General features: G+C 33.7%; 25 protein-coding genes. 15 read left to right on the top strand and 10 right to left on the bottom strand.

What is annotated here, in order from left to right:
* The first annotated feature begins 68 nt into the window (after positions 1-68).
* Positions 69-302: a hypothetical protein gene (locus AC06G9_RS11815; protein ID WP_480956254.1), complete on the top strand. Its 234-nt coding sequence runs from the start codon at positions 69-71 to the stop codon at positions 300-302.
* Positions 303-332: 30 nt separating this feature from the next.
* Entirely contained in the window at positions 333-506 is a 174-nt protein-coding gene (locus AC06G9_RS11810; protein WP_480956253.1) for a hypothetical protein, read from the top strand.
* A gap of 375 nt (positions 507-881) precedes the next feature.
* Here the strand turns inward: AC06G9_RS11810 and AC06G9_RS11805 are convergent, their stop codons facing one another.
* The 3 genes from AC06G9_RS11805 to AC06G9_RS11795 all read right to left on the bottom strand — a co-directional run bounded on the left by AC06G9_RS11805 (position 882) and on the right by AC06G9_RS11795 (position 3,534).
* Positions 882-2,222, bottom strand: coding sequence for an aminotransferase class I/II-fold pyridoxal phosphate-dependent enzyme (locus AC06G9_RS11805; protein ID WP_480956252.1), 1,341 nt, complete (start codon positions 2,220-2,222; stop codon positions 882-884).
* Between the two features lie 351 nt (positions 2,223-2,573).
* On the bottom strand, positions 2,574-2,879 hold the full coding sequence (locus AC06G9_RS11800) for a YdhR family protein (protein ID WP_480956251.1): 306 nt from the start codon (positions 2,877-2,879) through the stop codon (positions 2,574-2,576).
* Between the two features lie 70 nt (positions 2,880-2,949).
* On the bottom strand, positions 2,950-3,534 hold the full coding sequence (locus AC06G9_RS11795; RefSeq protein WP_480956250.1) for a Crp/Fnr family transcriptional regulator: 585 nt from the start codon (positions 3,532-3,534) through the stop codon (positions 2,950-2,952).
* A gap of 460 nt (positions 3,535-3,994) precedes the next feature.
* On the opposite strand from AC06G9_RS11795, the gene AC06G9_RS11790 reads away from it, so the two are divergent.
* The 11 genes from AC06G9_RS11790 to AC06G9_RS11740 all read left to right on the top strand — a co-directional run bounded on the left by AC06G9_RS11790 (position 3,995) and on the right by AC06G9_RS11740 (position 11,709).
* On the top strand, positions 3,995-4,897 hold the full coding sequence (locus AC06G9_RS11790; protein WP_480956249.1) for a helix-turn-helix domain-containing protein: 903 nt from the start codon (positions 3,995-3,997) through the stop codon (positions 4,895-4,897).
* Positions 4,898-5,489: 592 nt separating this feature from the next.
* Positions 5,490-6,494 carry an LLM class flavin-dependent oxidoreductase gene (locus AC06G9_RS11785; protein ID WP_480956248.1) on the top strand — a complete coding sequence of 335 codons (1,005 nt, stop codon included), beginning with the start codon at positions 5,490-5,492 and terminating at the stop codon, positions 6,492-6,494.
* A gap of 138 nt (positions 6,495-6,632) precedes the next feature.
* Entirely contained in the window at positions 6,633-6,926 is a 294-nt protein-coding gene (locus AC06G9_RS11780; RefSeq protein ID WP_480956247.1) for a thioredoxin family protein, read from the top strand.
* A gap of 21 nt (positions 6,927-6,947) precedes the next feature.
* Positions 6,948-7,580, top strand: coding sequence for an FMN-dependent NADH-azoreductase (locus AC06G9_RS11775; protein WP_480956246.1), 633 nt, complete (start codon positions 6,948-6,950; stop codon positions 7,578-7,580).
* Between the two features lie 377 nt (positions 7,581-7,957).
* Positions 7,958-8,506 (top strand): OsmC family protein, encoded by a 549-nt coding sequence (locus tag AC06G9_RS11770; protein ID WP_480956245.1) that lies wholly within the window; start codon positions 7,958-7,960, stop codon positions 8,504-8,506.
* Between the two features lie 72 nt (positions 8,507-8,578).
* Positions 8,579-8,863: a thioredoxin family protein gene (locus AC06G9_RS11765; RefSeq protein WP_480956244.1), complete on the top strand. Its 285-nt coding sequence runs from the start codon at positions 8,579-8,581 to the stop codon at positions 8,861-8,863.
* Positions 8,864-8,886: 23 nt separating this feature from the next.
* Complete coding sequence (locus tag AC06G9_RS11760) at positions 8,887-9,585, top strand: DsbA family oxidoreductase (RefSeq protein WP_480956243.1); 699 nt, start codon at positions 8,887-8,889, stop codon at positions 9,583-9,585.
* Positions 9,586-9,633: 48 nt separating this feature from the next.
* Positions 9,634-10,020 carry an OsmC family protein gene (locus AC06G9_RS11755; protein ID WP_480956242.1) on the top strand — a complete coding sequence of 129 codons (387 nt, stop codon included), beginning with the start codon at positions 9,634-9,636 and terminating at the stop codon, positions 10,018-10,020.
* 69 nt (positions 10,021-10,089) lie between these two features.
* Positions 10,090-10,707, top strand: coding sequence for an SDR family NAD(P)-dependent oxidoreductase (locus AC06G9_RS11750; protein WP_480956241.1), 618 nt, complete (start codon positions 10,090-10,092; stop codon positions 10,705-10,707).
* A 52-nt stretch (positions 10,708-10,759) separates the two neighbouring features.
* Positions 10,760-10,846 (top strand): hypothetical protein, encoded by an 87-nt coding sequence (locus tag AC06G9_RS11745; RefSeq protein WP_480958181.1) that lies wholly within the window; start codon positions 10,760-10,762, stop codon positions 10,844-10,846.
* Between the two features lie 419 nt (positions 10,847-11,265).
* Entirely contained in the window at positions 11,266-11,709 is a 444-nt protein-coding gene (locus tag AC06G9_RS11740; protein ID WP_339424515.1) for a hypothetical protein, read from the top strand.
* A 1,217-nt stretch (positions 11,710-12,926) separates the two neighbouring features.
* Here AC06G9_RS11740 and AC06G9_RS11735 read toward each other — a convergent pair.
* A complete protein-coding gene (locus AC06G9_RS11735) occupies positions 12,927-13,418 on the bottom strand; it encodes a hypothetical protein (protein WP_339424516.1) in 492 nt (163 codons plus the stop codon).
* A 2-nt stretch (positions 13,419-13,420) separates the two neighbouring features.
* On the bottom strand, positions 13,421-14,605 hold the full coding sequence (locus AC06G9_RS11730; protein WP_339424517.1) for an ImmA/IrrE family metallo-endopeptidase: 1,185 nt from the start codon (positions 14,603-14,605) through the stop codon (positions 13,421-13,423).
* Positions 14,606-15,532: 927 nt separating this feature from the next.
* On the opposite strand from AC06G9_RS11730, the gene AC06G9_RS11725 reads away from it, so the two are divergent.
* Positions 15,533-16,072 carry a hypothetical protein gene (locus AC06G9_RS11725; protein ID WP_480956240.1) on the top strand — a complete coding sequence of 180 codons (540 nt, stop codon included), beginning with the start codon at positions 15,533-15,535 and terminating at the stop codon, positions 16,070-16,072.
* A 1,080-nt stretch (positions 16,073-17,152) separates the two neighbouring features.
* Here the strand turns inward: AC06G9_RS11725 and AC06G9_RS11720 are convergent.
* Complete coding sequence (locus AC06G9_RS11720) at positions 17,153-17,968, bottom strand: hypothetical protein (protein ID WP_480956239.1); 816 nt, start codon at positions 17,966-17,968, stop codon at positions 17,153-17,155.
* A 502-nt stretch (positions 17,969-18,470) separates the two neighbouring features.
* On the opposite strand from AC06G9_RS11720, the gene AC06G9_RS11715 reads away from it, so the two are divergent.
* Complete coding sequence (locus AC06G9_RS11715) at positions 18,471-18,662, top strand: hypothetical protein (RefSeq protein ID WP_168126285.1); 192 nt, start codon at positions 18,471-18,473, stop codon at positions 18,660-18,662.
* A 610-nt stretch (positions 18,663-19,272) separates the two neighbouring features.
* On the opposite strand, the gene AC06G9_RS11710 is transcribed toward AC06G9_RS11715, so the two are convergent.
* The 4 genes from AC06G9_RS11710 to AC06G9_RS11695 all read right to left on the bottom strand — a co-directional run bounded on the left by AC06G9_RS11710 (position 19,273) and on the right by AC06G9_RS11695 (position 22,669).
* On the bottom strand, positions 19,273-19,683 hold the full coding sequence (locus tag AC06G9_RS11710) for a lipocalin family protein (RefSeq protein WP_168126286.1): 411 nt from the start codon (positions 19,681-19,683) through the stop codon (positions 19,273-19,275).
* A gap of 79 nt (positions 19,684-19,762) precedes the next feature.
* Positions 19,763-20,062, bottom strand: a complete 300-nt coding sequence (locus tag AC06G9_RS11705; RefSeq protein WP_480956238.1) for a hypothetical protein — start codon at positions 20,060-20,062, stop codon at positions 19,763-19,765.
* A gap of 63 nt (positions 20,063-20,125) precedes the next feature.
* Positions 20,126-20,680, bottom strand: coding sequence for a M43 family zinc metalloprotease (locus AC06G9_RS11700; RefSeq protein ID WP_480956237.1), 555 nt, complete (start codon positions 20,678-20,680; stop codon positions 20,126-20,128).
* Positions 20,681-21,658: 978 nt separating this feature from the next.
* Positions 21,659-22,669: an IS4 family transposase gene (locus AC06G9_RS11695; RefSeq protein WP_480958180.1), complete on the bottom strand. Its 1,011-nt coding sequence runs from the start codon at positions 22,667-22,669 to the stop codon at positions 21,659-21,661.
* Between the last annotated feature and the right edge of the window lie 33 nt (positions 22,670-22,702).

The following is a 22,702-nucleotide window of genomic DNA, read 5'->3' as shown; positions in this document are numbered from 1 at the left end:
GTAAACGGATTTAAGATCGAAATGTCAACCCTGTTGGAATAAAGCAAAAACGATAAATACTAATTACGATGAATGTACCATTGACAATGGAGATCTTGAAGGACTTAAAGCATAAGGGATATAATATCCTGAAGTCCGATAATAGTGTCGGTGATGTTATACAGCATTTTGTCCCTACAAAAGTAAACGACCTATGGGCGTTTAAGAGTGAATTTAAGGAGGAGTCTGCGACAGTAGTGATTGAGCAGATTTTGGACGTACCAGAAGAAGTGTTAGAAGCGAAATTCTTGAGAGTTTTCTGATTGATCTATTAATTTGTAAAAACTATACAGATGAATATAAAGCAAATACAGCAAGAATATATACTCAATCATCCTACAGCTGTAAGAACAGGTAAAAGCAGAGCAATGTTAACTTTTAGGCAGATTGCCGGCATCCGAGAGTCTGTCTTTAGTATATCTCAGTTATTTACGATATCTGACTATCTGCATGACAAGATATGGTAACCAGTAAGGATGGAGTACAGTGCACCTACGATTATTTATCAAAAGAAAGATAGGCTTCAGAAAGCTATTTGGACCATTATTTATTGACTCTTCTTTTATTAAGATGTGGTGAACAGACATCTCCTGGGCAAGTACCTTTATTTATTAAGGTAGTTATAAGTAAAATAGCTCCAAGAACTGAGATGTTTATTTCGCTGTCCATAATTCCTATGGCAATGAAAAGCAGACCGAAAGCTATTTTAATCAGTCCAAGTATGGTGAAGTTTCTGAAATATTGTGTCATATGTTTCTCTTAATATTTTTATAACTGATTTATTGTCGTCATTAGCTTTGATTTAGGATAAAATTATTACCAAAACCTATAGTATAACAAAATTATTCAACAGATATTTCTGAAGGTGTAACTAAACCTGCTAAGTAGTACTGTATCCTTTTCATAGCAATCCGTAAGGCTTCATCATCAAAACAAGTATATACTATTCTAAACATGCCTTTTTTTGTGTGACCGAAACCGATTCCCGGTGTTAATAAGACACCTGTGTTTTTGTAAAGATTCTCCCAAAATTCGATTTCCGCAGCCAAAGTTTCCGCGAATAAAAATTTAGAAAAATCAACCCATATAAATAAGCTTCCATAGGAAGGAACAAATGGTACATCTAAAATTTTTAACATATCTACCACTACAATGTATCCCTTGGTTAAGGCTTGATGCTGTGCATCCAAGAAATTGCGCATAAACTCGTGATCTCCCAACACATTTTCCATTAACCATTGTGTATGATTTGAAACCATGTGCGGCAGGTTTAAATTATTAAAAGCAATTAAGAAGGCTTGATTAAGCGAGTATACCATACCGACTCTCATTCCTGAAATCCCCAGATCTTTAGAAAGTGCGTACCACTGGTGTAAATATGGACTGTTTTTATTATGGATTATTGAGAGGAAAGAAGAAAACTGACGATGATCGAGGTAATCATCAGCTATAGCTGGATCTGTTGTATTTATGGTTACAAGTCCATAGATCTCATTGACGATAAAATGAATTTTTCTTTCGATACACCAATCGGCAATAGCTTCCAGATGCTCTACGGTGTATAATCCTCCGGTCGGATTATCAGGATTAGTAACTACCAGAAGTTTGAAATTTGAACCTTGGAGCTCGATATCTCGTTTGGCTTTTTCCAGATGTTCAATCGACAGAATAGGTCCATGATGGATAGCATCACTATCATGATGCGTGATTAAATCATATCTTTCTACGCCAGCCTTATTCATGATGTCGCGGCTGTATACAGGATATGCAGGGGCTGGAAATACAGCAACATCTCCTTTGTCTGCCAGAATTATTGCGGATAGTTCGATCACGGCGGTAGCTCCTGCAGCCACTCCTATATTTGCCGGATCTAAGGGGCGTTTTGTTAAAAAAATACCCAGAAAATCTGCTAATGCTGCTCGGAAGGTTTCGTGCCCCAGGCCAGAAGTATAGCCTGAAACCCAGTCTGGAATTTCCTGCGTAGCAGCGATTTTTTGCAAGCGCTCACTCAGGATAGGCCAATTTAGATTGTTATCCGCGACATTCATTGGAAAAGTTCCGTGTGGATTATCAACAGCATGATATATATTTTTTGATGCTTCAAAATAAAGTTCAAAATCTGGTCTAACAACAGTATGGTAAGCACGATTGCCTCTTGAAGATATATAGGATAAGTCTGACATGGAATGATAATGGTATAAATTAAATATCCCAAAGCTAAGCAATGGGCAACTTCGAAAACATGGACAATACTGAAAAAAAATGGTACTTATTGATCTTCCTCTTTAATTTTTATGCATGTTGAGTGCAAAATATTGACCATCATGTTGGTGGTATATTAAAAATGGAAATCGGAATACCTGTAAAATCACCGGCTAGTATATTTGCAGTTGATATGTGGTGATTTCTTTAAAACATGGAGTCAAAAAAGTCCATTGATAGCATTCGAATTGTATTTATGAAAAATTTGAGCAAAACCAGCCATTTAAGAAAAAAGTTCCTGAAATGGCTGATCTTAACCTGTAATGGATTTTTTAAATACCTCTGGTAATTTTAGATGCTTCATCTACAACCGGAATGGCAACTATTTTTAAGTCTTTTAAAAATGGTAAATGAGCGACAACGTCTATTTCTGGTGTTGCCATAAAGGCATCCATGTCTTCTTTCGTTTCCCATAAATAGAAACTAGAAAACTGAGTGTCAAAATCTGCCATCCATACTTTTGAGATTAACCCTTTGGCTTTAGCAATAGTATCTGCAAATGGGTCTACGAATTGTTTGATATATTCTTCTTTAGAATCCAATTCGAGTGTGTAAGTGAAAATTTGTCCGTATTTCATAACTAATAATGTTTTATTACACTACAAAATTGGAGCAATTAATATGGATAAAAAATGAACTTTCACACTTTTATTTTGTGTGATTTGTCACATTTTTGCTCAATCTGCTTAACATTTCTCTTGACACACCGATATAGGAGGCGATCAAGTATTTAGGGATTGATTGAATCAGGTTTGGATATAAACTGTTGAAATGGTTAAACCGTTCCATAGCAGTAAGGTTGAGCATGGTAAGTATCCTTTGCTGTGATGCCACATAGCCCGCATTTGATTTGACACGGAAGAAATGCTCCATTTTATGAAATTCAGCACTCAACTTTTCCAGATCTTCATTACTGATATACAGCAATTCACAATCTGTGATACAGTCGACGTTGATGGTTGCTTCTTTATTATTAAAGAATGCATTATAGTCCGTGATCCACCAGTCTGGCTGTGCAAATTGTATAATATGTTCTTTGTCACTTTTATCGACGTAGTAAGATTTTAAAATTCCACTGAGTACAAAGTATTTATTGACTTTCTGCTGTCCATCTTGTATAATAAACTGGTTTTTCTTCATTTTTTTATAATGAAAGTGCGAGCTGATATACTCAAACTCTTCCTCATAAAAGTCTACAATTTCTGCGATATGGTCTCTTAGTTTTGTCTTCATTATTATACTTTCTATCAAACTTTGCTACGGCAATAGTTATTTAAACTTATCCTAATTTGGTCTCCTAATCTTTCATAACATCTTATTACTCACACATTCAAAATTTTTATGGCGTAAGCACTCTTTCGTTAAGTAAATGAGATTTAATCGATTTCTAACCGGAGAAACCTGGTTGCCAAGTCGAAAATGGATGCCGTGAACATTGATGTTAATGGCATGTAAATATAGTATTTTTAGAGCATTCGTGATTTGATCTGGATCATGATATAACAATTGCCCCAAGATAATAACAGCTTTTTAAAATTAAGGACTATCATAAAATAGTACAGATTATTATTTGTAATTTCAATGATTGTCATACGATTTTCAAAATACATTTAGACTTTAAGAATTGATAGTGACTATGGAAATACTACTATATTTGCAGAGTCAATACATTAAGCATTAAACCGAAGTCAATATGAAAAAGCAGGAACAGGAAGCGATCTACGAATATCATTTACATGCTGATTTTCCAGGTAAAATGCAGTTTGAGGTTCAGTCTTTACAAGATCTGATACAAGAGCATCAGGAAGATATGGCCAAACCCCATATCCATAGTTTTTATCAGGTTATCTGGTTCAAGTCAGGTACTGGGAAGCATTTTGTTGATTTCAATGAATACGATGTATCAGAAAATACGATATTCTTTATTGCTAAAAACCAGGTTCATGCTTTTGATAACAATCCGGATTACGAAGGATTTGTTATTCATTTCGCAGAGGATTTTTTGGTTCAAAAGGAAGATGATGTTGATTTTTTTCTCAAGTGTAGTATGTTTAATAATGCCTATCAAATTCCTTCTTGTTGTGTATGTAGTGGAAACGAATATAAACTGGATGAGTATATCGTCCAAATGCAGACTGAACTTAAAGAACAGGATAAATATGGCCAGGAAGAATTGCTCAGGCTCTATCTAAAAGCATTTTTGATTCAGGTTCAGCGTCGTAAATATCAACTTGAAGAACTAAATAAGGGCCATGCACCGTTTATTGTGGACGAAAAACGTACCCAATTGATCCACTTTGTCAATCTGATTGAAGAGAACTACACCAAAGGACTTCCTGCATCTAAATATGCGGAAATGCTATTTGTTTCCCTCAGAACTCTCTCAAATCTTACTTTGCAGCTGCTCAATAAAAAACCATCTGAAATGATCCATGAAAGGATAGTACTGGAAGCAAAAAGATTATTACTACATTCAAAACTAAATGTGAATCAGATCGCAGATAAAATCGGTTTCGAAGACTCATCTTACTTTATCAGATATTTTAAGAAATATACCAATCAGTCACCGACATCTTTTCGAAAATCCTTTCAATAGTATTTTCAATAATAGATTTTATATACCATGGATATTGTAAAACGTATTAACCAGCATCCCAAGAGATTAATTGAGACACTGGTCAGTTCTTCTTTTGAGCAAAGGAAAAGTCCACAATAGCCATTTTAGGTTTTTATATGCAATTAGAAATGTTCATATAGTAAACTACCAAATCCTAATATCAAGGTAAAGCTATCACCATTTCCACATCGGTCTTTAAATTTTAAAAATTCATCTTTAGTAAAAGCTGGAACATTCGTTTTAATGGGGCTGTATATCGTTTTCTAAAATAATTCCTCAAATTCTCTTAATTGTAGTTGTCTCGTTTTGAATGCAATACAGGTGATGTCGATCCATCATGTGCGCGTATAATCTTGTTAATAAGTACCACTTGTTTTCAGTTTTGTCCATTTTCTTGATGCTTTCCAGCAATTACCTTTGTAGTATAAAATTTTAAGACAGATGAGTACTGATCTTTGAGATCCATGTTCTTCATTATTTGTTGATTATAAACAAATAATAGCATTTCAATAGTAAGAAAGACTATTAAACTCATCAAAAGCTGTAATTAATTATTAAAAAGAGGAAAATTATGATCCCTGTATCATTATTAGAGTTAGCATTTATTGGTGAAGATAGCAATGCTCGTTCTACATTCGAAAAAACAAAAGAACTGGCCCAATTGGTCGATACTTTAGGATATAAACGTCTCTGGTTAGCCGAGCACCATAATATGGCTCATGTTGCCAGTACTGCAACATCAGTTTTGATTGGACATCTTGCTGGTCATACGCAAAACATACGTGTAGGATCGGGAGGTATTATGTTGCCAAACCATTCACCTCTGATTGTCGCCGAGCAATTTGGAACCTTAGCACAACTTTATCCCGATCGGATTGATCTGGGGTTGGGCAGAGCACCCGGAAGTGATATTCAAACTGCTTTGGCAATCCAGAAGGATTTTTACGAGCAATCTCAGCGATTTCCTCAGAATGTAGAAGCACTGGAAATGTATTTTTCTCATAAGAATCCCTACGCCAAGGTGCGTGCTTTTATAGCCGAAGATACACATGTTCCGATCTGGATCTTAGGATCGAGTACAGAAAGTGCCGCTTTAGCCGCATCCAAAGGATTGCCCTATGCTTTTGCCGGTCATTTTGCTCCTAGACAGATGTTGGATGCATTTGCTCTGTACCATCAGAATTTTAAACCTTCTGAAGTACTGAAACAGCCTTATACGATCGCCGCTGTAAATGCTACAGCTGCAGATACGGATCAGAAAGCAGAGATGCTGTCAACAAGTTTGCATCTGATGTTTCAAAGTTTAGCACAAAATGCAGGAAAGTTTTTACAACCGCCAGTAAAGTCCTTGCCGGAGCTATTTGATAGCATGTCTGAGCAGGTACGGTTACAAGTGAAGCAAATGACAGCCTGTTCTTTTGTGGGAAGTAAAGAGAAAATTAGAGGCGAATTAAAGGATTTTATAGCGCAAACAGGTGTGGACGAATTGATGATCCATTCGCCTATCTATGACCATCAGGAAAAATTAAAAAGTATGATGATCATGAAAGAAGTAATGGATGATTTAAATCGTTAAGAATCCCTTTTTCCGTAATCAGGTAATGCTTGTTTATAATCATATTTAATGACTCACATGATCATTATAAGCAGAAAATATCCAGCATTGCCTTAATACAATACAATACAACTGTTAATAATTTAAAAATATAAAACAATGGATTTAGCAAATAAAATAGAATCGGAACAATTGACCATGGTTAATTTTCATGCGACTTGGTGTCCTCCATGTGTGGCCATGAAACCAAATTTAGATGAAGTGGTTGCGGAATTTGATGATGTCATTCATTATGAACGTGTGGATATCGATAAATATCCAGATTTAGCAACTCTATTTGAAATCAGAAGTGTACCGACTACGATGCTTTTCAAAAATGGAGAAATGAAATGGAGACATTCCGGTGTTGTGCCCGCTCATGAGCTTGGTCAATTGGTAAAAGAAAACCTTTAATTCTATAAACTTGAACTTAACATGAAAAGACTACTGCACATCATCAGCTCACCGAGAAAGGAGAAATCTAAATCCGGAGCCATTGCTCAAGAATTCTTGCAGCGGTATAAACTGTCGAATCCGGATGCTGTTATAGATGAATTGAATCTATGGGACTTAAGCATTCCTACTTTTGATGGGGACAAAGCTGCGGCCAAGATGACTTTCTTCGGTGAAGGCACGTTAAATGAGGAATTAAAAACATCTTGGGATAAAGTTGTGGAGGTAACGGAACGGTTTTCCTCAGCAGATGAATACCTAATCACTGTTCCAATGTGGAATGGTGGTATTCCATGGGTATTGAAACACTATATCGATACCATCTCACAGCCGGGCTTGACTTTTGGCTTTGGAGCAGAAGGGTACTTTCCATTACTGAAAGATAAGAAGGCATGTGTTATTTATACTTCAGGTGTGTATGGTGCGGGTGTACCGATTGAGCTAGGGCTTGATTTCCAGTCTACTTATTTCAATTGGTGGTTAGGACTTGTTGGAATTACTGAAGTTTATTCGGTTAAATTTTTAGGAAATCTAGTTAATCCCGATACTGAAAAGGAGTTTTCAAATGCGCTTAAATCAGCTCACGGTATTGCAAAAGAATTTTTTGCAGAGTAGTTCATTGAAGCTAACTTGAGGAGTTTAGCTCTTATAAAAGATTTTGTAAAGAAGTCAAGTGAGCAATTTATCCTGTTATTATCCGAAACTAAATTACGTCATTCAAAACAGCAAAAGGCCTCTTGATAAAAAGGAAGTTTCCCATAATTTGGAAAACTTCCTTTTTTATAAGTGTAAGGCAACTAATGATTTGATTTTTCATCAAGTAGGTTCAGTTGGTCCGACCTATCTTTTCACCAATACCTTTTACAAAGGAAATTTGACCATCTAACATGACTAGAATCGGATCAATAAGTGCTATTTGTTTTCAGTTTTGTCCATTTTCTTGAAGCTCTCTAGCCAGTACCTTTGTAGTATAAAATTTAAAACAATTGGTTATGTTAAACAATGTAAATTTAGAAGCATTAGGAAATTATGTAGCAATAATTACTAACAAACCTGCTGAAGCAATTGCAGCATTAGGTGTAACCGCAACCTGGAAAGGTGGTGTAAATACTGAAATTACCACTCACAGTAAAAAGATAGGAAGCGCTTTCGTTGAAAAACAATTCAAATATCAGATAGGCGAGCCCGCAGAATTGTTGGGAGACAATCTGAATCCGAATCCTCAAGATTATATTTTAGGCGGTTTAGCCGGATGTATGATGGTGGGTTTTGTGGTAGGGGCTACCAGTAAAGGAATCAAGCTTGACAGTGTTAACTTAACTATTGTAGGTAATCTTGATCTACGTGGCTTTTTAGAAGTTGATCCAAATGTTTCAGTTGGATTTGAAGAACTTCAGTTCAATTTTGAAGTTACCGGTAGCGGAACTGAAGAAGACTACGCAGCTATTGCGGAACATGTACGGAAAGTATCTCCGGGATACAGAACCATTGCAGAACCAGTAAAAATCAGTATCAATAAGAGCTTAAATGCTGTGATGTAATTTCGTGTATGACAACAGCGATGTTCCGAATCGAAATGTTGCTGTTGTTCTCCATTTTAAAATATCAAAAAAATGAATTTAGCTAACAAAATAGAATCTGATCAATTAACCATGATCAATTTTCACACCTTCTGGTGTGGTCCATGTATCGCCTTGAAACCGCATCTCGATCAAACCATAGCGAATTATGGCGAGGCGATTCATTATGAAAGGGTCGATATTGATCAGAACCCGGGTTTAGCAGAAATATTCGAGATTAGAGGAGTACCAACAACGATGCTATTCAAAAATGGTAAGATGAAATGGAGACATTTCGGTGTACATCAGCTTACTGAAATCGTGAATGAGAATCTCTAAATAAACTTAAAAATAACAAGACAATGAAAATACAGGTATGGTCGGACATCATGTGTCCTTTTTGCTACATCGCTAAGAAAAATTTTGAGCAAGCGTTAGCAGGTTCTTCATTCAAAGATGAAGTGGAAGTAGAGTGGAAAAGTTTCCAGTTGGATCCTACTTTAAAAGAAAACTCCGGAACTTTGAGTATCAGCGAGTATATGATGAATCGTAAAGGTTTTTCTAAAGCTCACCTTGATCAGTTTTTGAATCAATTAAAAGAAATGGGTAAAAATGCAGGTGTAACTTTTAATTACGATCAGGTCATTGCTGCCGATACTTTTCCTGCTCATAAGTTATTGCATTTGGCAAAAGAACATGGTAAAGCTGATGATATGGAAGAAGCTTTATTTGAAGCTCATTTTGTCAACGGAAAAAACATTGCGGATGTTGAATTTTTGGTCTCCCTTGCGGAGGAACTGGGCTTAGATCCGTCAAAAGCCCGAAAAGTATTAGCTGAAGATGAGTACAACTATGAAGTGAAACAGGATATCATGGAAGCACAAAATCTAGGAATAACAGGTGTACCTTATTACCTTCTTGATGGTAAATATGCCGTTTCAGGAGCACAACCTGTCGAACTTTTTGCTAAGGCTCTTGCACAGACCTACCAGGAAAGCATTATTGATCTGTCAGAAGAATCAGGAGATAATATGTGTGGAATTGATGGATGTAGCATCTAATTTCAACATATAAGTCATTTCGTATTCACAATAAAAAAATTAAATAAAATGTCACAAATAATAGCAACTACCTACGAAGGTAAATATCATTCAAGCACAAAATCACCATTAAGCACTGATCCAATCCAAGTCGATTTAAAATTTGGTCCTATTGATCTTCTTATGGGTTCATATGCAAGCTGTATGCTTGGAACAGTAGATTTTTATGCCAGAAAAAAAGATTTCGAAGTAAACGGCTCTAGAAGCGAGTTATCTTATGAAATGTCCGCAGAAGGAGGACAAGTGGGAACGATCAACGTGAGGTTGTTCTTTGATAAAGACTATACAGCAGAACAAAAGGAGTGGATGGAAAATTCAGCAAAGAATCTATGTCACGTGGGAAACAGTCTTAATCCTGCAATTATAAAAAACTATGAATTTACTTACGGAGCTTAATCCGAAGGTAAGATCTCATAAAATAGATTTCAACTATTTCCATGACGGAAATAAATAAAAAATATAAAAATGGAACAAGCATTAATCGTAGGTGGTTCAACCGGAATAGGTAAATCCACAGCAGAATTATTAATTGGAAGAGGAGTAGAAGTTGCACTAGTAGGAAGAAGTGTCGATAGCTTGAATAAAGCTAAAGCAGAATTGGAAGCAAAAGGAGGTCAGGTGAAAATTTACTCGGTAGATCTTTCCGATATGGATGCTGTGGTTGACTTTAACGGAAACCTAAAAAATGAATTGCCAAATTTAAAGTACTTGGTTAATGGGGCTGGGCATTATAACCCAATTTCATTTTTTGATCATACAGAGAAAGACTATGATAGTTTTCAAACCTATACCAAAGCTTTCTTTTTCATTACACAAGCAGCAGCTTTAATTATGAAAGAAAATAAAAGTGGATCCATTTTAAATATTGGAGCGGCATTGATGCATCACGCACTTAAAGCAGGGCCTGCATCAGCCTATATGGTAGGAAAAGCCGGATTGGTAGCACTTACAAAACAACTGGCAATAGAATTAGCGGAATTTAACATCAGAGTCAATTCTGTCAACCCAGGATTTGTGGTTACCCCGATCTTCAAGACATTTATGCCAGAAGATAAGATAGCAGAAAAATCTAGCTTCATTTGATGCATACCATCCATTAGGAGGTGTTGGTCAACCAGAAGATGTTGCCAAGACAATTGACTTTTTACTTTCAGACCAAACAAGCTGGGTTACTGGAGCAACTTGGACTGTTGACGGAGGATTACTGGCAGGACAAAACTAAATTTCAGTCCATTTCATATGGGAATTATTACGAAAGCGGTTGTACATGAATGTACAGCCGCTTTTTTGATGGAGTAAAGCAAACATTTTACTTCCGTACTTTAATAAACAAAGGTAAAATCTAAATTAACAGAAAAGATGTAATTATCTTTTTAACTGTCTCAATATGAGCTTATATTAGATAATTTGATCATCGCGTAGCAATACTATTGCAATATTATAACCACTGGCAGCAAGAAAATAGACAAAGGGTTATTTATCGCCATATGGATCGAAGAGAATGGTACTAAATAAAGTATTGATCAAAAAGTACCATTAATTTTCAGTTTTGTCCATTTCTACAGGATAGGCTTTCTTTAGTTTTGTATAATCGATTTCCACAAAGGAACAGATATTTAAATTACTTTAAAATATTTTATAATGAGAGCAAATTTTTTATCCACATTGTTGTTGCTAACAGTTTTAATCTTTAGTTCAAATTACAGTCAAGCACAAACCCAAACATTAGGAGCTAAAGTGGAATACAAAGGGTCAAGTAAAAAACTTGCCGTTATGGTTTCAGACGTTCTACATTTTAATGTAAGTATTGAAACTATAGAATTACTTGATCTGAAGAAAAATGGATTAGCTTTTGAAATTGTGATTGTTGGTAAGTTAGCTAAAGAAATTGTTGAGAATGAAGCGCTAAAACAAGCTATTGATAAGGCTGAGAAAGTAGGGGCAAAATTGGTTATTTGTGAATATGCCTTAGATCTACTCAAAGTGGACAAATTGAAATTAGACAATCGTATACATATCACCCCTAATGCCTTAGTTTATATGTTTGAATTGAAGGACAAAGGATTTAATACCTTAGTTTACTAATAAAGGTCATAGCTTTTGTTTTTTCGTGAGTTACAATATGGTCGAACATTCAAGTTGTTTGTTAAAAAAGCACTGATAAATAAAAAATAATTGAATTTCAAACCTATAATTATCAAGCTGATTTATTTTCCTTTGCTAATTTGGATCATTTCAAAAAACAGAAAATGGGATTAAAATCTATTTGTTCATCAGTATCAGTTTTTTGACTATGAAACAGCTGTACAGCTCCGCATTGTCGGTTATCTGTTGCAATACGCTAATTTTATGGTAGGTCGCTAACCACTGACTTTTCAAGCGAAGAAAAGTGAGTTAGGGAAGAGATCAAAAAGCTTTTAGTACAGCTTTAAAGCTAAAAGAGATGAGTTTATAGGTAGAACAAATTGCTGAGGTTACAGGTCTTACCATCGACGAGCTTGAAAAACTGAAATGAATCAAATAGATCATTAAATTAAACCTATAAAGCCATTCTGTCAAGAATGGCTTTATAGGTTTAATACCATAGAAAAAACTAATGACATCCACATGATTTTTAGTGTAGACGCCAAATCCTTTAATTTCCTTTGTTTAATTAATGTCAACCGTAATCTTACATTATAATGCGTGTCGCACTCTGATGGATAATTTTCAAATTAATGACCGCAACGCATGCTTCCAAATTAACAATGAGCTTACAGCAGTCGGCCTAGATTTTAAGGAAGACTTGCAGAATACCATTTAAGGTCATAGCCTCATTGAAAGTTAAGACAATTAACGGATTTTACCCCGTTTGGTTGTATTGACAATTTCACAGCTCTAGAAGCTGTATATCGATTTTAAAATATCCCTTCAATTTGCGTTCCTTCAAGTTCTTTTTTTATTGAGCCAATTCTTGTTCCGTTGCGCTAAAATTTACTTTTCCGTTACTGGGTTAGCTGGATGTTTGCTTTTCAGAAAACTGTTTTCCCCAACGGTATAATAATGAGAACTTAATGTTTAGTTCATTGGTTTACTAAGCCACATCTGTATGTTTATTACTAATTTCAACAATCATAAGTTCGAACTTTTTTAGATACGTTTTTCTTTCTCGTGACATAATTTCTGTTAAGGTATAGAATTCACTTAATATCTGCTCAAAATAGCAACTTTAAAAGGTTAATTACATATTTTGTGGTACATTCCCTCTTTAATAAAAATATACGGGTGTTTTTTACCAGTATATTTTTATTAAAATTTCAAATTTATTGACTTTGATCCATAGTTCCTCTTTCTTCGGATGAAAAATACCCATATTCAATATTTAAATCCCTAAACTTTAAAAATAGATCTAGTGTATTTCTATCGCTGTTCAGCCATTCGAAAAGAGCATTAAGTGCTACCTCTAAATGAGTCGATATATATGCTTGTCTACTATCCGCACCTCTTATTCCTTGAGCATTTTTCTTTTTTCCCCCTGTTAGAAAAATTGATTTCTCTTCTCTTATAATATCTCTAATTTCTTTGTTACTGTCGCCTTCAGGAAGATGGGTTTTAAGTATCCCCTGTATCGCATAAAATATTTTGTAAGATTTATCTGGATTTTGAACATCATTACCGTAGTCAATTTCAATGTTTTTAAATTCCTCCGATTGTTCAAAGCCTAATTCAAATGCTTTGTTTTCATCTGCTTTTTTTGCTAATTCTCTGATTTTAAGTAGAGAAAGCTCATTGTCTTTGTCTGTTTTATTATCCATAATTATGCGTTTATTTTATCAAGAATCTTTTCTAGTTCTAATTGAACATTTTTATCGTAGTCCCATATGTTAGATTTTAGTGGGGCAATTGCCTGTTCAGACGAAATTAAATATTTACTATATCTCTTATAATGTTCCTCTTTATTGGAATTCTTCTTTATATAGAAACCATAAATTATCGAAGGATGTACATAGTTTCGTTCTGCATATGCTTTCACTAAATTGTAGTTATTTATATTTGAAGAAATGTAATTTAATTTATCTTCATTGAACAGCATTTCTTCTGCAAACCTATTTGCTCTTTCCTCATTTAATAATAGTAAGTCTGCCATTCCACTTAGGTGAAATTTTTGAGATTTTAACTCTTCTAAATCAAAAATGATATGTGCAAGTTCATGAAATAGCGTAAACCATAATAAATCATATCTCTTATAATGATTTGTCAAAACAATACAAGGTTTGTTGTTAATGAAAAAACTAGCACCAAAAACAGCCGTTTTAGATATATAATCTTGTACAATGACTGTTATTCCGATATTGAATAAAGCTCTTACAATTGTTAGGAGACCAGTATCAATATTGAGTGTATATGGACGAATTTTAGTCACCATATCTTCTAATCTTTCAACAGAAAAATCATTATTGTTTTGAATTCTGTTAAATTGGTTATATGCACATTTGATCCAGAATTCATTCATGAAATCCTGTGATTTTAATTTAGATTTACTGAATAAAGAGTAAGCAAAATTTTCTTTATAATCATAAATCGATTTAAGACCGAAAAAATCTATAATTCTATGTTCAATATCGATTATGTTGCTTTTATCTTTTATAAAATTTATTTTTTCTAATCCATTAAGATCAAAGTTGTTTGCAATAAAAGAAGCTTTTTTACTATGTTCAATTTCTTCAATTATTTCTTTTGTTGTATTTGCTATATAAGCTGAAACAACTTTATCAACATCCAATTCTAAGAAATTAGCTAATTTGATCAGGCTAACAATATCAATTTTATAGTCTTCATTTTTTATAATTCGAGATAGGGTATCTTTATTAATATTTAGTATTGCAGCAAGATGAATATTTGTTTTTATATTCAGAAGCGCTTTTTTTTCCTCAATCAAATCCACAAGATTTTTTTGATGTTGTATTCCTAATATATCATATAGTTCATTGATGTTGTTCATGATTTATCAAATTTGATAAACAAAAATACACCTTTATTATTTATAAAATGTATTTTTTTATTTTTTTATCAAAAATGATCAATATTACTATGTGAAAGTATTGATCTATCACACCTTTTATTTTAACTCATCTATGAATTTGACAATTCAAATAACGAAAAACTTAGCTAGAAATGGTTTGATTTTAATTCTTTTTTTAACAATGAGAATGGACGCACCATTGGATAACCAACCGGTTGCTCAACATTCTTTCGTATTCATAATTTTTGGTATAAAATTTTCATGAGCTTGCAAGTAGTAAATTGAATATTAATTTAGGTTAACTATAAAATCACCTATTATATTCTTGGGAACCATTTAAATGAACCGAACTATCGTGGGAAATCTCATTACTATATTCTGAAAGTGCCTTTTGGCAATACTGAAAATATCTCTCAAAGATATCTGCTATAGGATCTTCGTTATAGTCGTAAATGTCTGTTGCGTGAATTGTTTTTGTTGTAATTAGCTCAGCTGTAATTTCTTTGTAGTTGTACATAATAGTGTAAATCTGTTAAGTATAAAAAAATAGTAACTCAATTAATTGCAAATCTATCTTAAAGAGGTTTAAATGATTTTGTATATTTTGAATTTTGCTGGAAAAAATCAAATTGTGTAACAGTTATTGAAGTTAACGCCGAATTTGCTAAATATAATAACTCATTATACTTCTAATTCTTTGCGTCAGATTTTATTTAAATATTTTTTTTAAATTAATGATATCTTAAGAAAAGTTTGTATTTTAAGTTTTAAATTAACCAATTTTTCTTAACTAGAACCATATAATATGAAAGCAAAAATTTTACAGATGCTCTTCTGTCTCATTATTTTCATGGGATGTTCCCGCAATGATATCCCCTTCAACTGGTACTTGTAATTAAGGAAGATATGAATAGATTTAAAAAAGTAATTGATGAATATTTTGACTGGAAATTTTCTGGAGACCATCTGAGTCTTCAAAACAGAGCAAGTTGGACGAACGGGGTGAACGTTTTCTTGCCAATCATCCAGATCTTTTTAAAGAAGGTCATAACTGACTTTAGATCAAATTTTCCACAGTCAGAAATTTTAGGATTCAGTCCATTTCCTGTCGAAGACCGATGCTTAAGTTTTGAAATAAAGTCTAACACTGAAGGTACTTTTGTTATTTGCATTAGTATTTTCAAGTATTTGCTGGTGTGGAAATTGTATGATGGTGAGCCATATACTCCTGAAAATTATATAGAAACTGGTGAATCGGAACTAATTGACAGAATTTACCAACTCGTAATAAAACCACATGTGGAGGTCGAGTGGTTGTATAGAGATGAAGCGTTCCTAGAAGTGAAAGAATTTAATTATGCTTCAGCCTCAGGACCATTTAAAGACGAGGAGGAAGATTTTGAAACACCGATTTTCTTAGCAAATCTATTAACCCGTTTTCGTTAAAATTTAAACTTTGTTTAAGCCTTTCGCACAGTATGGCGAAAGGTTTTCCAAGCTTTATATATTTTGCTCGTTGGCCAGATATTACAGCAGGAGAGTTGGAGCCATTTAAGAGGAGATTGGTTGATTAATTTGTCGTAATAGGAGTGTTTTCTTCGAATTGTAGCAGCTTTCCATATGGACAACATTGACACCCGACATTAAGAAATTGATTAATCAAATTCATGGAGGTTTATGTCTATGCACTTTATCTTAAGTGAATTAATATGGAAATGTAAACCATGAGAAAGCATATGTAGCATACAAATTTCAGGAAATAGACAATTCCTATTTGCACATCTCTGAAAACTATAAAGTCGTCAGGAAAGTTCAATCTTAATCACATTGGCTTTTTTTGCAAATTAGATGTTGATAAAACAACTTTACCAAATTCTGGATATAGGTTATTAACTTGCTATAATGTCTAAAAATCGAAATTTTATAAGGAGTAAAAATAAAGAGCAAAAAGATAAAGGTTCTGGAAGGCTACACATTGTATGGCGTATAACAATAGTTTTGTACATTGTAGTCATGCTGTACTTTTTATTTACATGTGGTGGCAACGGAGCTGATTGGTTTCCAAGAAAACCTATATTTACGAGATAGCTAAGGTAGAACTTATCCGTTTCGAGCGCTTCAAAACCAAGTTATGCAGGGTCTTTATGAAGACAAAAGTTTATCTCCAAACGGTGGTATCCATCTCCAGATACGAGAGCTTACCAACCTAAGCTTTACGAGCTTATAAATTCGTATAAAATATATACCAATGAATAAACCAGGTGTATTCAGTTTATAGCAGGCACTGAAGAAATTGATGTACATGATCATAAAAGATGTATCAAAGAAATGGACGATGCCAATGCACAATAGGGGCTTGAGCATATGACAACTATATACTAAATTTGGAGATAGGCTCAAGCTGGATAGAGGCTTTTAGAATTAGGCTAATTATCCAATGACACAGTTTGAGTTACACTCCCAGATAGAAACTTTTAAAAAGAGACTAATAACACAGTTGCTTGTACACTCCCGGATTTAGATCAATTAGTTTCCTGTATAGTTTCGCATAGTTTTTGGAAGTGAAATTTCTACACTGCCATCTTTTTTTAATTTAAGGAACATTTTTAATTTCGTGTCCATCGGCCTTCCACTGTCGTACATTATTGCTGCTCTCCACTTAGGTTTATACTTTCCAAAATCTTTATTCTTGTCCAAAAAAATAGCCCTTTCAGCAATATCGTTAAGCTCTGAGTTTTTTCCTCCAATTGATTTTACATCTGTAACCTTTCCAGTTTTTAAAATGATTATTTCTAGCACACAAATAGAATCATTAACAGCATCAGATTGGTTTAAACTTAATTCTTTGGCAATCTGCTGTTCCCGTGCCTCTATACTGCCCAAATATTTTGCAGGAAAACCCCATAATGGCATTATCTGTCCGTAGAAGTCTTTATGTGTAGTAAAGTAATATATAGTGCTATCTCTATAAATGGAGATTTTACTTAAGTAATTTATCTCATCATTTTTAGGTAGATTTTTAGGATGTATGTCCTCGATAGATGGTAAATGAAGCCACGGATAATTTTGATTTAAGATATATTTATCGCCCTCAAAATTTAGATCAAAATAATAATTATTTTCTTTATGCAGAAAAGATTGCGAAGTATCTCCATTTTTTCTATCAAATGTTGTTGTCTTTTTTGTAAATAATTTGATGAAGTATGCTTTTTCATTTGAATATCCTACATATATATGAGTTATATTATCATCTTTAATGCTGTTCTTTACAGAGGAAAAATATTCTTGTTTTAAGGAATTCGTTGTACTCCCTTTTAGCGGTATTGTTTTGTGATAATACATTTAATGACAGTAAAAGAGTGCAGAAAAATAGAAGATATTTCATATACATAAATGTGATTACTGATTATAGGCAATGATTTGAATGCCATTAAAGATCAACAGATCCTCTTCAATTTCTTCAAAATCCGTTATTTTCTGTTTCGAATTAAATAAAACAATATCCCAACTCATAATGGGATATAATATGGACGTATTATATAACTAATATAGTATAAATATAATAAATCATTGGTATTCAAATGGTACAAATAAAAATACATGAAAAACTAATATTTATAGCAATTATTAGCTAATATATTTAGTTTTATTATTTATCTTTGGATATTGAATAAGGATGGACACGCTTCAAGATAACTGGTTGCTCAACATTCTTGCGTGTTCGTCCTATTCAATATTGAATTAAAGCAGGGGAGAGTTCTGTAAGTTCACATTATAGTAAAGGGACTTGCGATTGAAATGCCAACCTGTTGGAATGAGGTGATAATGATAAATACTAATTGCGATGAATGTACCATTGACAATCGAGATCTTGAAGGACTTAAAGCATAAGGGATATAATATCCTGAAGTCTGACAATAGTGTGGATGATGTTATACAGCATTTTGTCCCGACAAAAGTAAACGACCTATGGGCGTTTATGAGTGAATTTAAGGAAGTTGTTAAGTGCATCAAAATTGGTGAAGAACCAAAGTAAATTTGCTATTTACATTGTGATTATTTAGATGAGAATGAACTGCTAGAAGAATGGTCAAAGTATACGAAAGAAGATCTCGAAGACTGTGATTTTATTTTTACCACTTACAGAATAATTCGGAGAAACCACTTCACGATCGATTTATCCTATCAAAAAATTCTGGATTAAGGTTAGGAACTTCAGTTAATTCAATTGGATCATCTAAAAAATTTGCAGAGATCTCAAAATTAAAGAAAGTTAGAAAAAGCTATAACCTCTAACCGTTTTCAATTATCTTACAAAATAGCTAAACCAAGTAAAAGGAAGTTGTTTTTAAAATTTTTTAATGGAGGGGTATCAATACCACTCTTTCCATTAAAAATTGATGAACGACATTAAATCTACCCAACAAAAACATCATAGTCATTCATTTTGTCTCTGTTTTTAACTAACCTAGGCGCTTTCTTCTTTTTTGTATAGTGTTGAATAGCATTGGCAATTAATAGCGGTCTAACTGCTTCATCGAAATGTGCTTCACAGTCTAAGAAAATATGCAGTGCAGTTTACGTAGTATAAAAAAAGCTGCCCTTTTCGGACAGCTTCATCTTGAGAAACACAAATAATATTATAATTATTTATCTGAAATTTTTTTGTAATCAAAATAACATCCTTCGGGACAATTTAGATAAGTAGGAGTCAATCTCAAAATACCCTCTTTGATACTAAATATTTCCTTTTGTATCCCTTTACTTAACATATTTTCTTTCCCCTCGCATGTATAATCAAAGATTATATAATTCTCTGAAATTTTGTATGTTCCTTGATCACAGTTCCCACCGAACTTTTTGAATGTTCCATCACTATTTATAAATATTTCTGCTCCATCTTTAATCGACACATGTGAGTCAGGAAGTCCTACATTTTGTGCAATCAATTTCCACTTTCCTTCGATCTTATTTAAATTTACATTTTCAGTTTGTTTACTGCATCCTTGGTTCACTACAGTAAACAGCAATAATGCTATAATAGGTATAATTTTCATTGGTTTCCTTTGTTAATATATTTTGAGAACTATTTTCACTTAATTTCTTACTATTATAACGAATCTGTTATAGAAAATGCTACATCGTTACTGAGTACATAATATACTTCCAGTCACCCGTTCCACAACTATTTTTTGCTCTAGCCTTTAATTGTATAGTACCAGAACCATTAATCTGTATAATCGCTGTTTGTCCTATATTACCATTTCCATTATTGACAGGATTAGTTGAATAGTCCCCAGTTATAAATATAAAATTACCAAATCCTTTTTCCCATTCCCAATCATTTATTCCAGTAGTATTTGTACCTTTCCCTTGTAAACTTAAAGTTATTTTTGAACCGAAAGGTAAAGAACTTGCTGCTCCTCCATAGTTCATGTCACATGTAGTACTGAAAACATCATTACAATACATATTAAGGGCTACAAGTGGAGTACCGATTCAAACTTCTTTTTTAAGCGTTTGAAAAGGAAGTTTTGCCTCGACAAAAGCTGTTTTTTCATAAATTAACTTAGGTTTAACCGTTATTGAATTACTGTTCTGTGAAATGATATCTACTGTAGAAGAAACATTCCAAACAACATTAGAGCCTCCATTTAGAAGTGTATACACTATATTTTCTCCAGCGCAATAATTCTGTTTATTTGTTGATAAAGTTGGAATTATACAGTTATTTCCGATTACATTTGTTAGGACTGAATTATTAAAAATGGATGTTTTCATTCTTGATTTTTGTCCTTCAGTAAAACGTGCGCTGGTCGATGTATAGTATGACATAATATTATTTAAATCTGGCGTATATCCATTTTCCGTTCCAAACCCCCGGTCAGCAGGAGTATCACAGACCTTGTCTCCACATGTAATACAATTTGACCCATTTATATTTTCCGCACAGCCAGATGTTCCTGGTTTAGTACCCTGAAAAGTATGCCATAAGTCAAGGCAATGTCCCATCTCATGAGCAGAAATAGGAGTGGTTACATAATTCTGATTCATAATTAACGTTTTAGATGGAATTCCAAGGGCCATTCCCAAGACACTAGAACCTCCGCTACTCCACAGATTATTAACTATATAATAATCTATAGCATTCTGTTTCACATTAACATTTCCTAATTGATTAGATTCAGTATCATTATCTATAGAATAATATTTTGAACTGTTTATAAAATCATGACCTGTTGACTTAAAGTATATACCGTGTTTATTGTAATGACGGTTTAAAGAATCAAGTACTATATTTAGATTTGTTTCAGGGTATCCACCTGTTCCATTATCTTGACGTACAATATGAAAGAAAACATTAATACATACAGGTTGATCCGGATCTATTGTAGAATAATTGGCAGAAGCTCTATTTTTAGCCTCAATTTCAGTTGTTGTAGGAGTTGGAGTACCACATATTATTCCATGGTTATCTAATTCTAAATCAGGTTTGTTTTTGTCATTTTTATCATTTTTATTACAAGAACTTATTCCAAATAATAACGGTAGAATAATTAGATAAAAAAATTTTTGCTATTTTCATAATTTTTTTCGGTTTTCTCGAAATTATAGCTTTGTTTTTAACTAGTTTTACGGGAAACCGGAAATTGGTGTATTATTTGTTTTTTTTACAATATTTCATTTTTCTCATAATTTAATCTTGATGTGTTTTTTAAAAAAAAATCTAAATTTTTTAAACAATCAGAGCTTTTATAATAGAAGCGAAAAATTTGATATGGACATGATTAAACTATTTGTTAAAAATCAGTCCCGTCCTAAATAAATTTTAGGCGCTTGTTTCCATTTCTAAAACAGCTATTTTTAGATCATTTCAATTTTGATCCTATTTTTTAGTCTGAAAACATTTGTAACTGGCCATTTTTCCCTTTAACTGGTGGCCTGATAAAAGGATCATCTATCCATTGCCATATATTTATTTTTACGAAGATATTCATCCTGATAAATCCCACCAGATTTGATAGATTCCAGTCATATTTTAGCCTTCTTTTGAAGGTATTTTAGTAACAAGATGCCGATCAAGGAAGTCCATATCTGGATCATCACCGCATTTTCGGATGTGCCCACAAATGTCGATACTTTTAAGCGCTGTTTGAGATGCTTAAAGAAGACCTCAATCTGCCATCGCTGTTTGTAAATGTTTGCTACCAGTGAGGCCTTCCACCCAGTATTATTTGTCAGAAAGTGATACTGGGTGTCTGTGGTGCTGTCCCAAAAATGAATCAGGCGCAGCGATTTGGAACTGTATTTATCTGCTGATGGACCAGAAAGCTCAACGATCTGATCTTTAATGATTCCCTTTTCTAAGAGTGCTTCACTCTGATATGACCTGATCACGTTGTACTTCATGTTAGTTTTACTCCTGGTAACAAAATAACAGCCGTTGCTGTCCAAATCCCCGAGCCAGCTGTAATCTACATAACCTCGGTCCACCACCATGACGCTTCCTTTAGAAAAACTGTAGCTGCCCGCACGCTGGCTCTCATGAACCTTTCCGTCCGTAATCTGCATAAAAACAGGCAGACAGCCATCATAATCCAAAACAGTGTGCAACTTTACAGCTCCTTTGGTACTTCTAAACTTAGCCCAGTCAAATACCGATAAGCATAATGGGATAACACTGGCATCCATTAGATAAACCTTGCGCTTTAATTGGTTAAGCTCTTTACGGAAATGGGTATCTTTTTGCCACAGCTTATCCAATAGCGAAAAATACAGACCTTTAAAGAGTTCATGGGTGGGATGCTTATTGATATAGGAAATATTGGACTTGCTGGGAGCTCTGCCCACACCTAAATGGTTCAGATTACCGGTCGTACTACGCAAGCCATTACTGATATCCCGAACTGAATCTGCAGAAGAAAAATGGCAGAATAACATGCTTGCAAGATGAGTCCAGCTGTTGATCCCTTTGCAATGTTTGTCACTCTTATGTTTAGCAACCAAATCTTTGAATAATTCCCGGTCGATAAGGGATAAAATCTGACTAAAACGTTTAAATTTACCATGGCGGTG

Source organism: Sphingobacterium sp. MAE, assembly GCF_056711605.1.
Note: the sequence above shows the minus strand (reverse complement) of the source record. Positions and strands in the feature narration are given on the sequence as shown.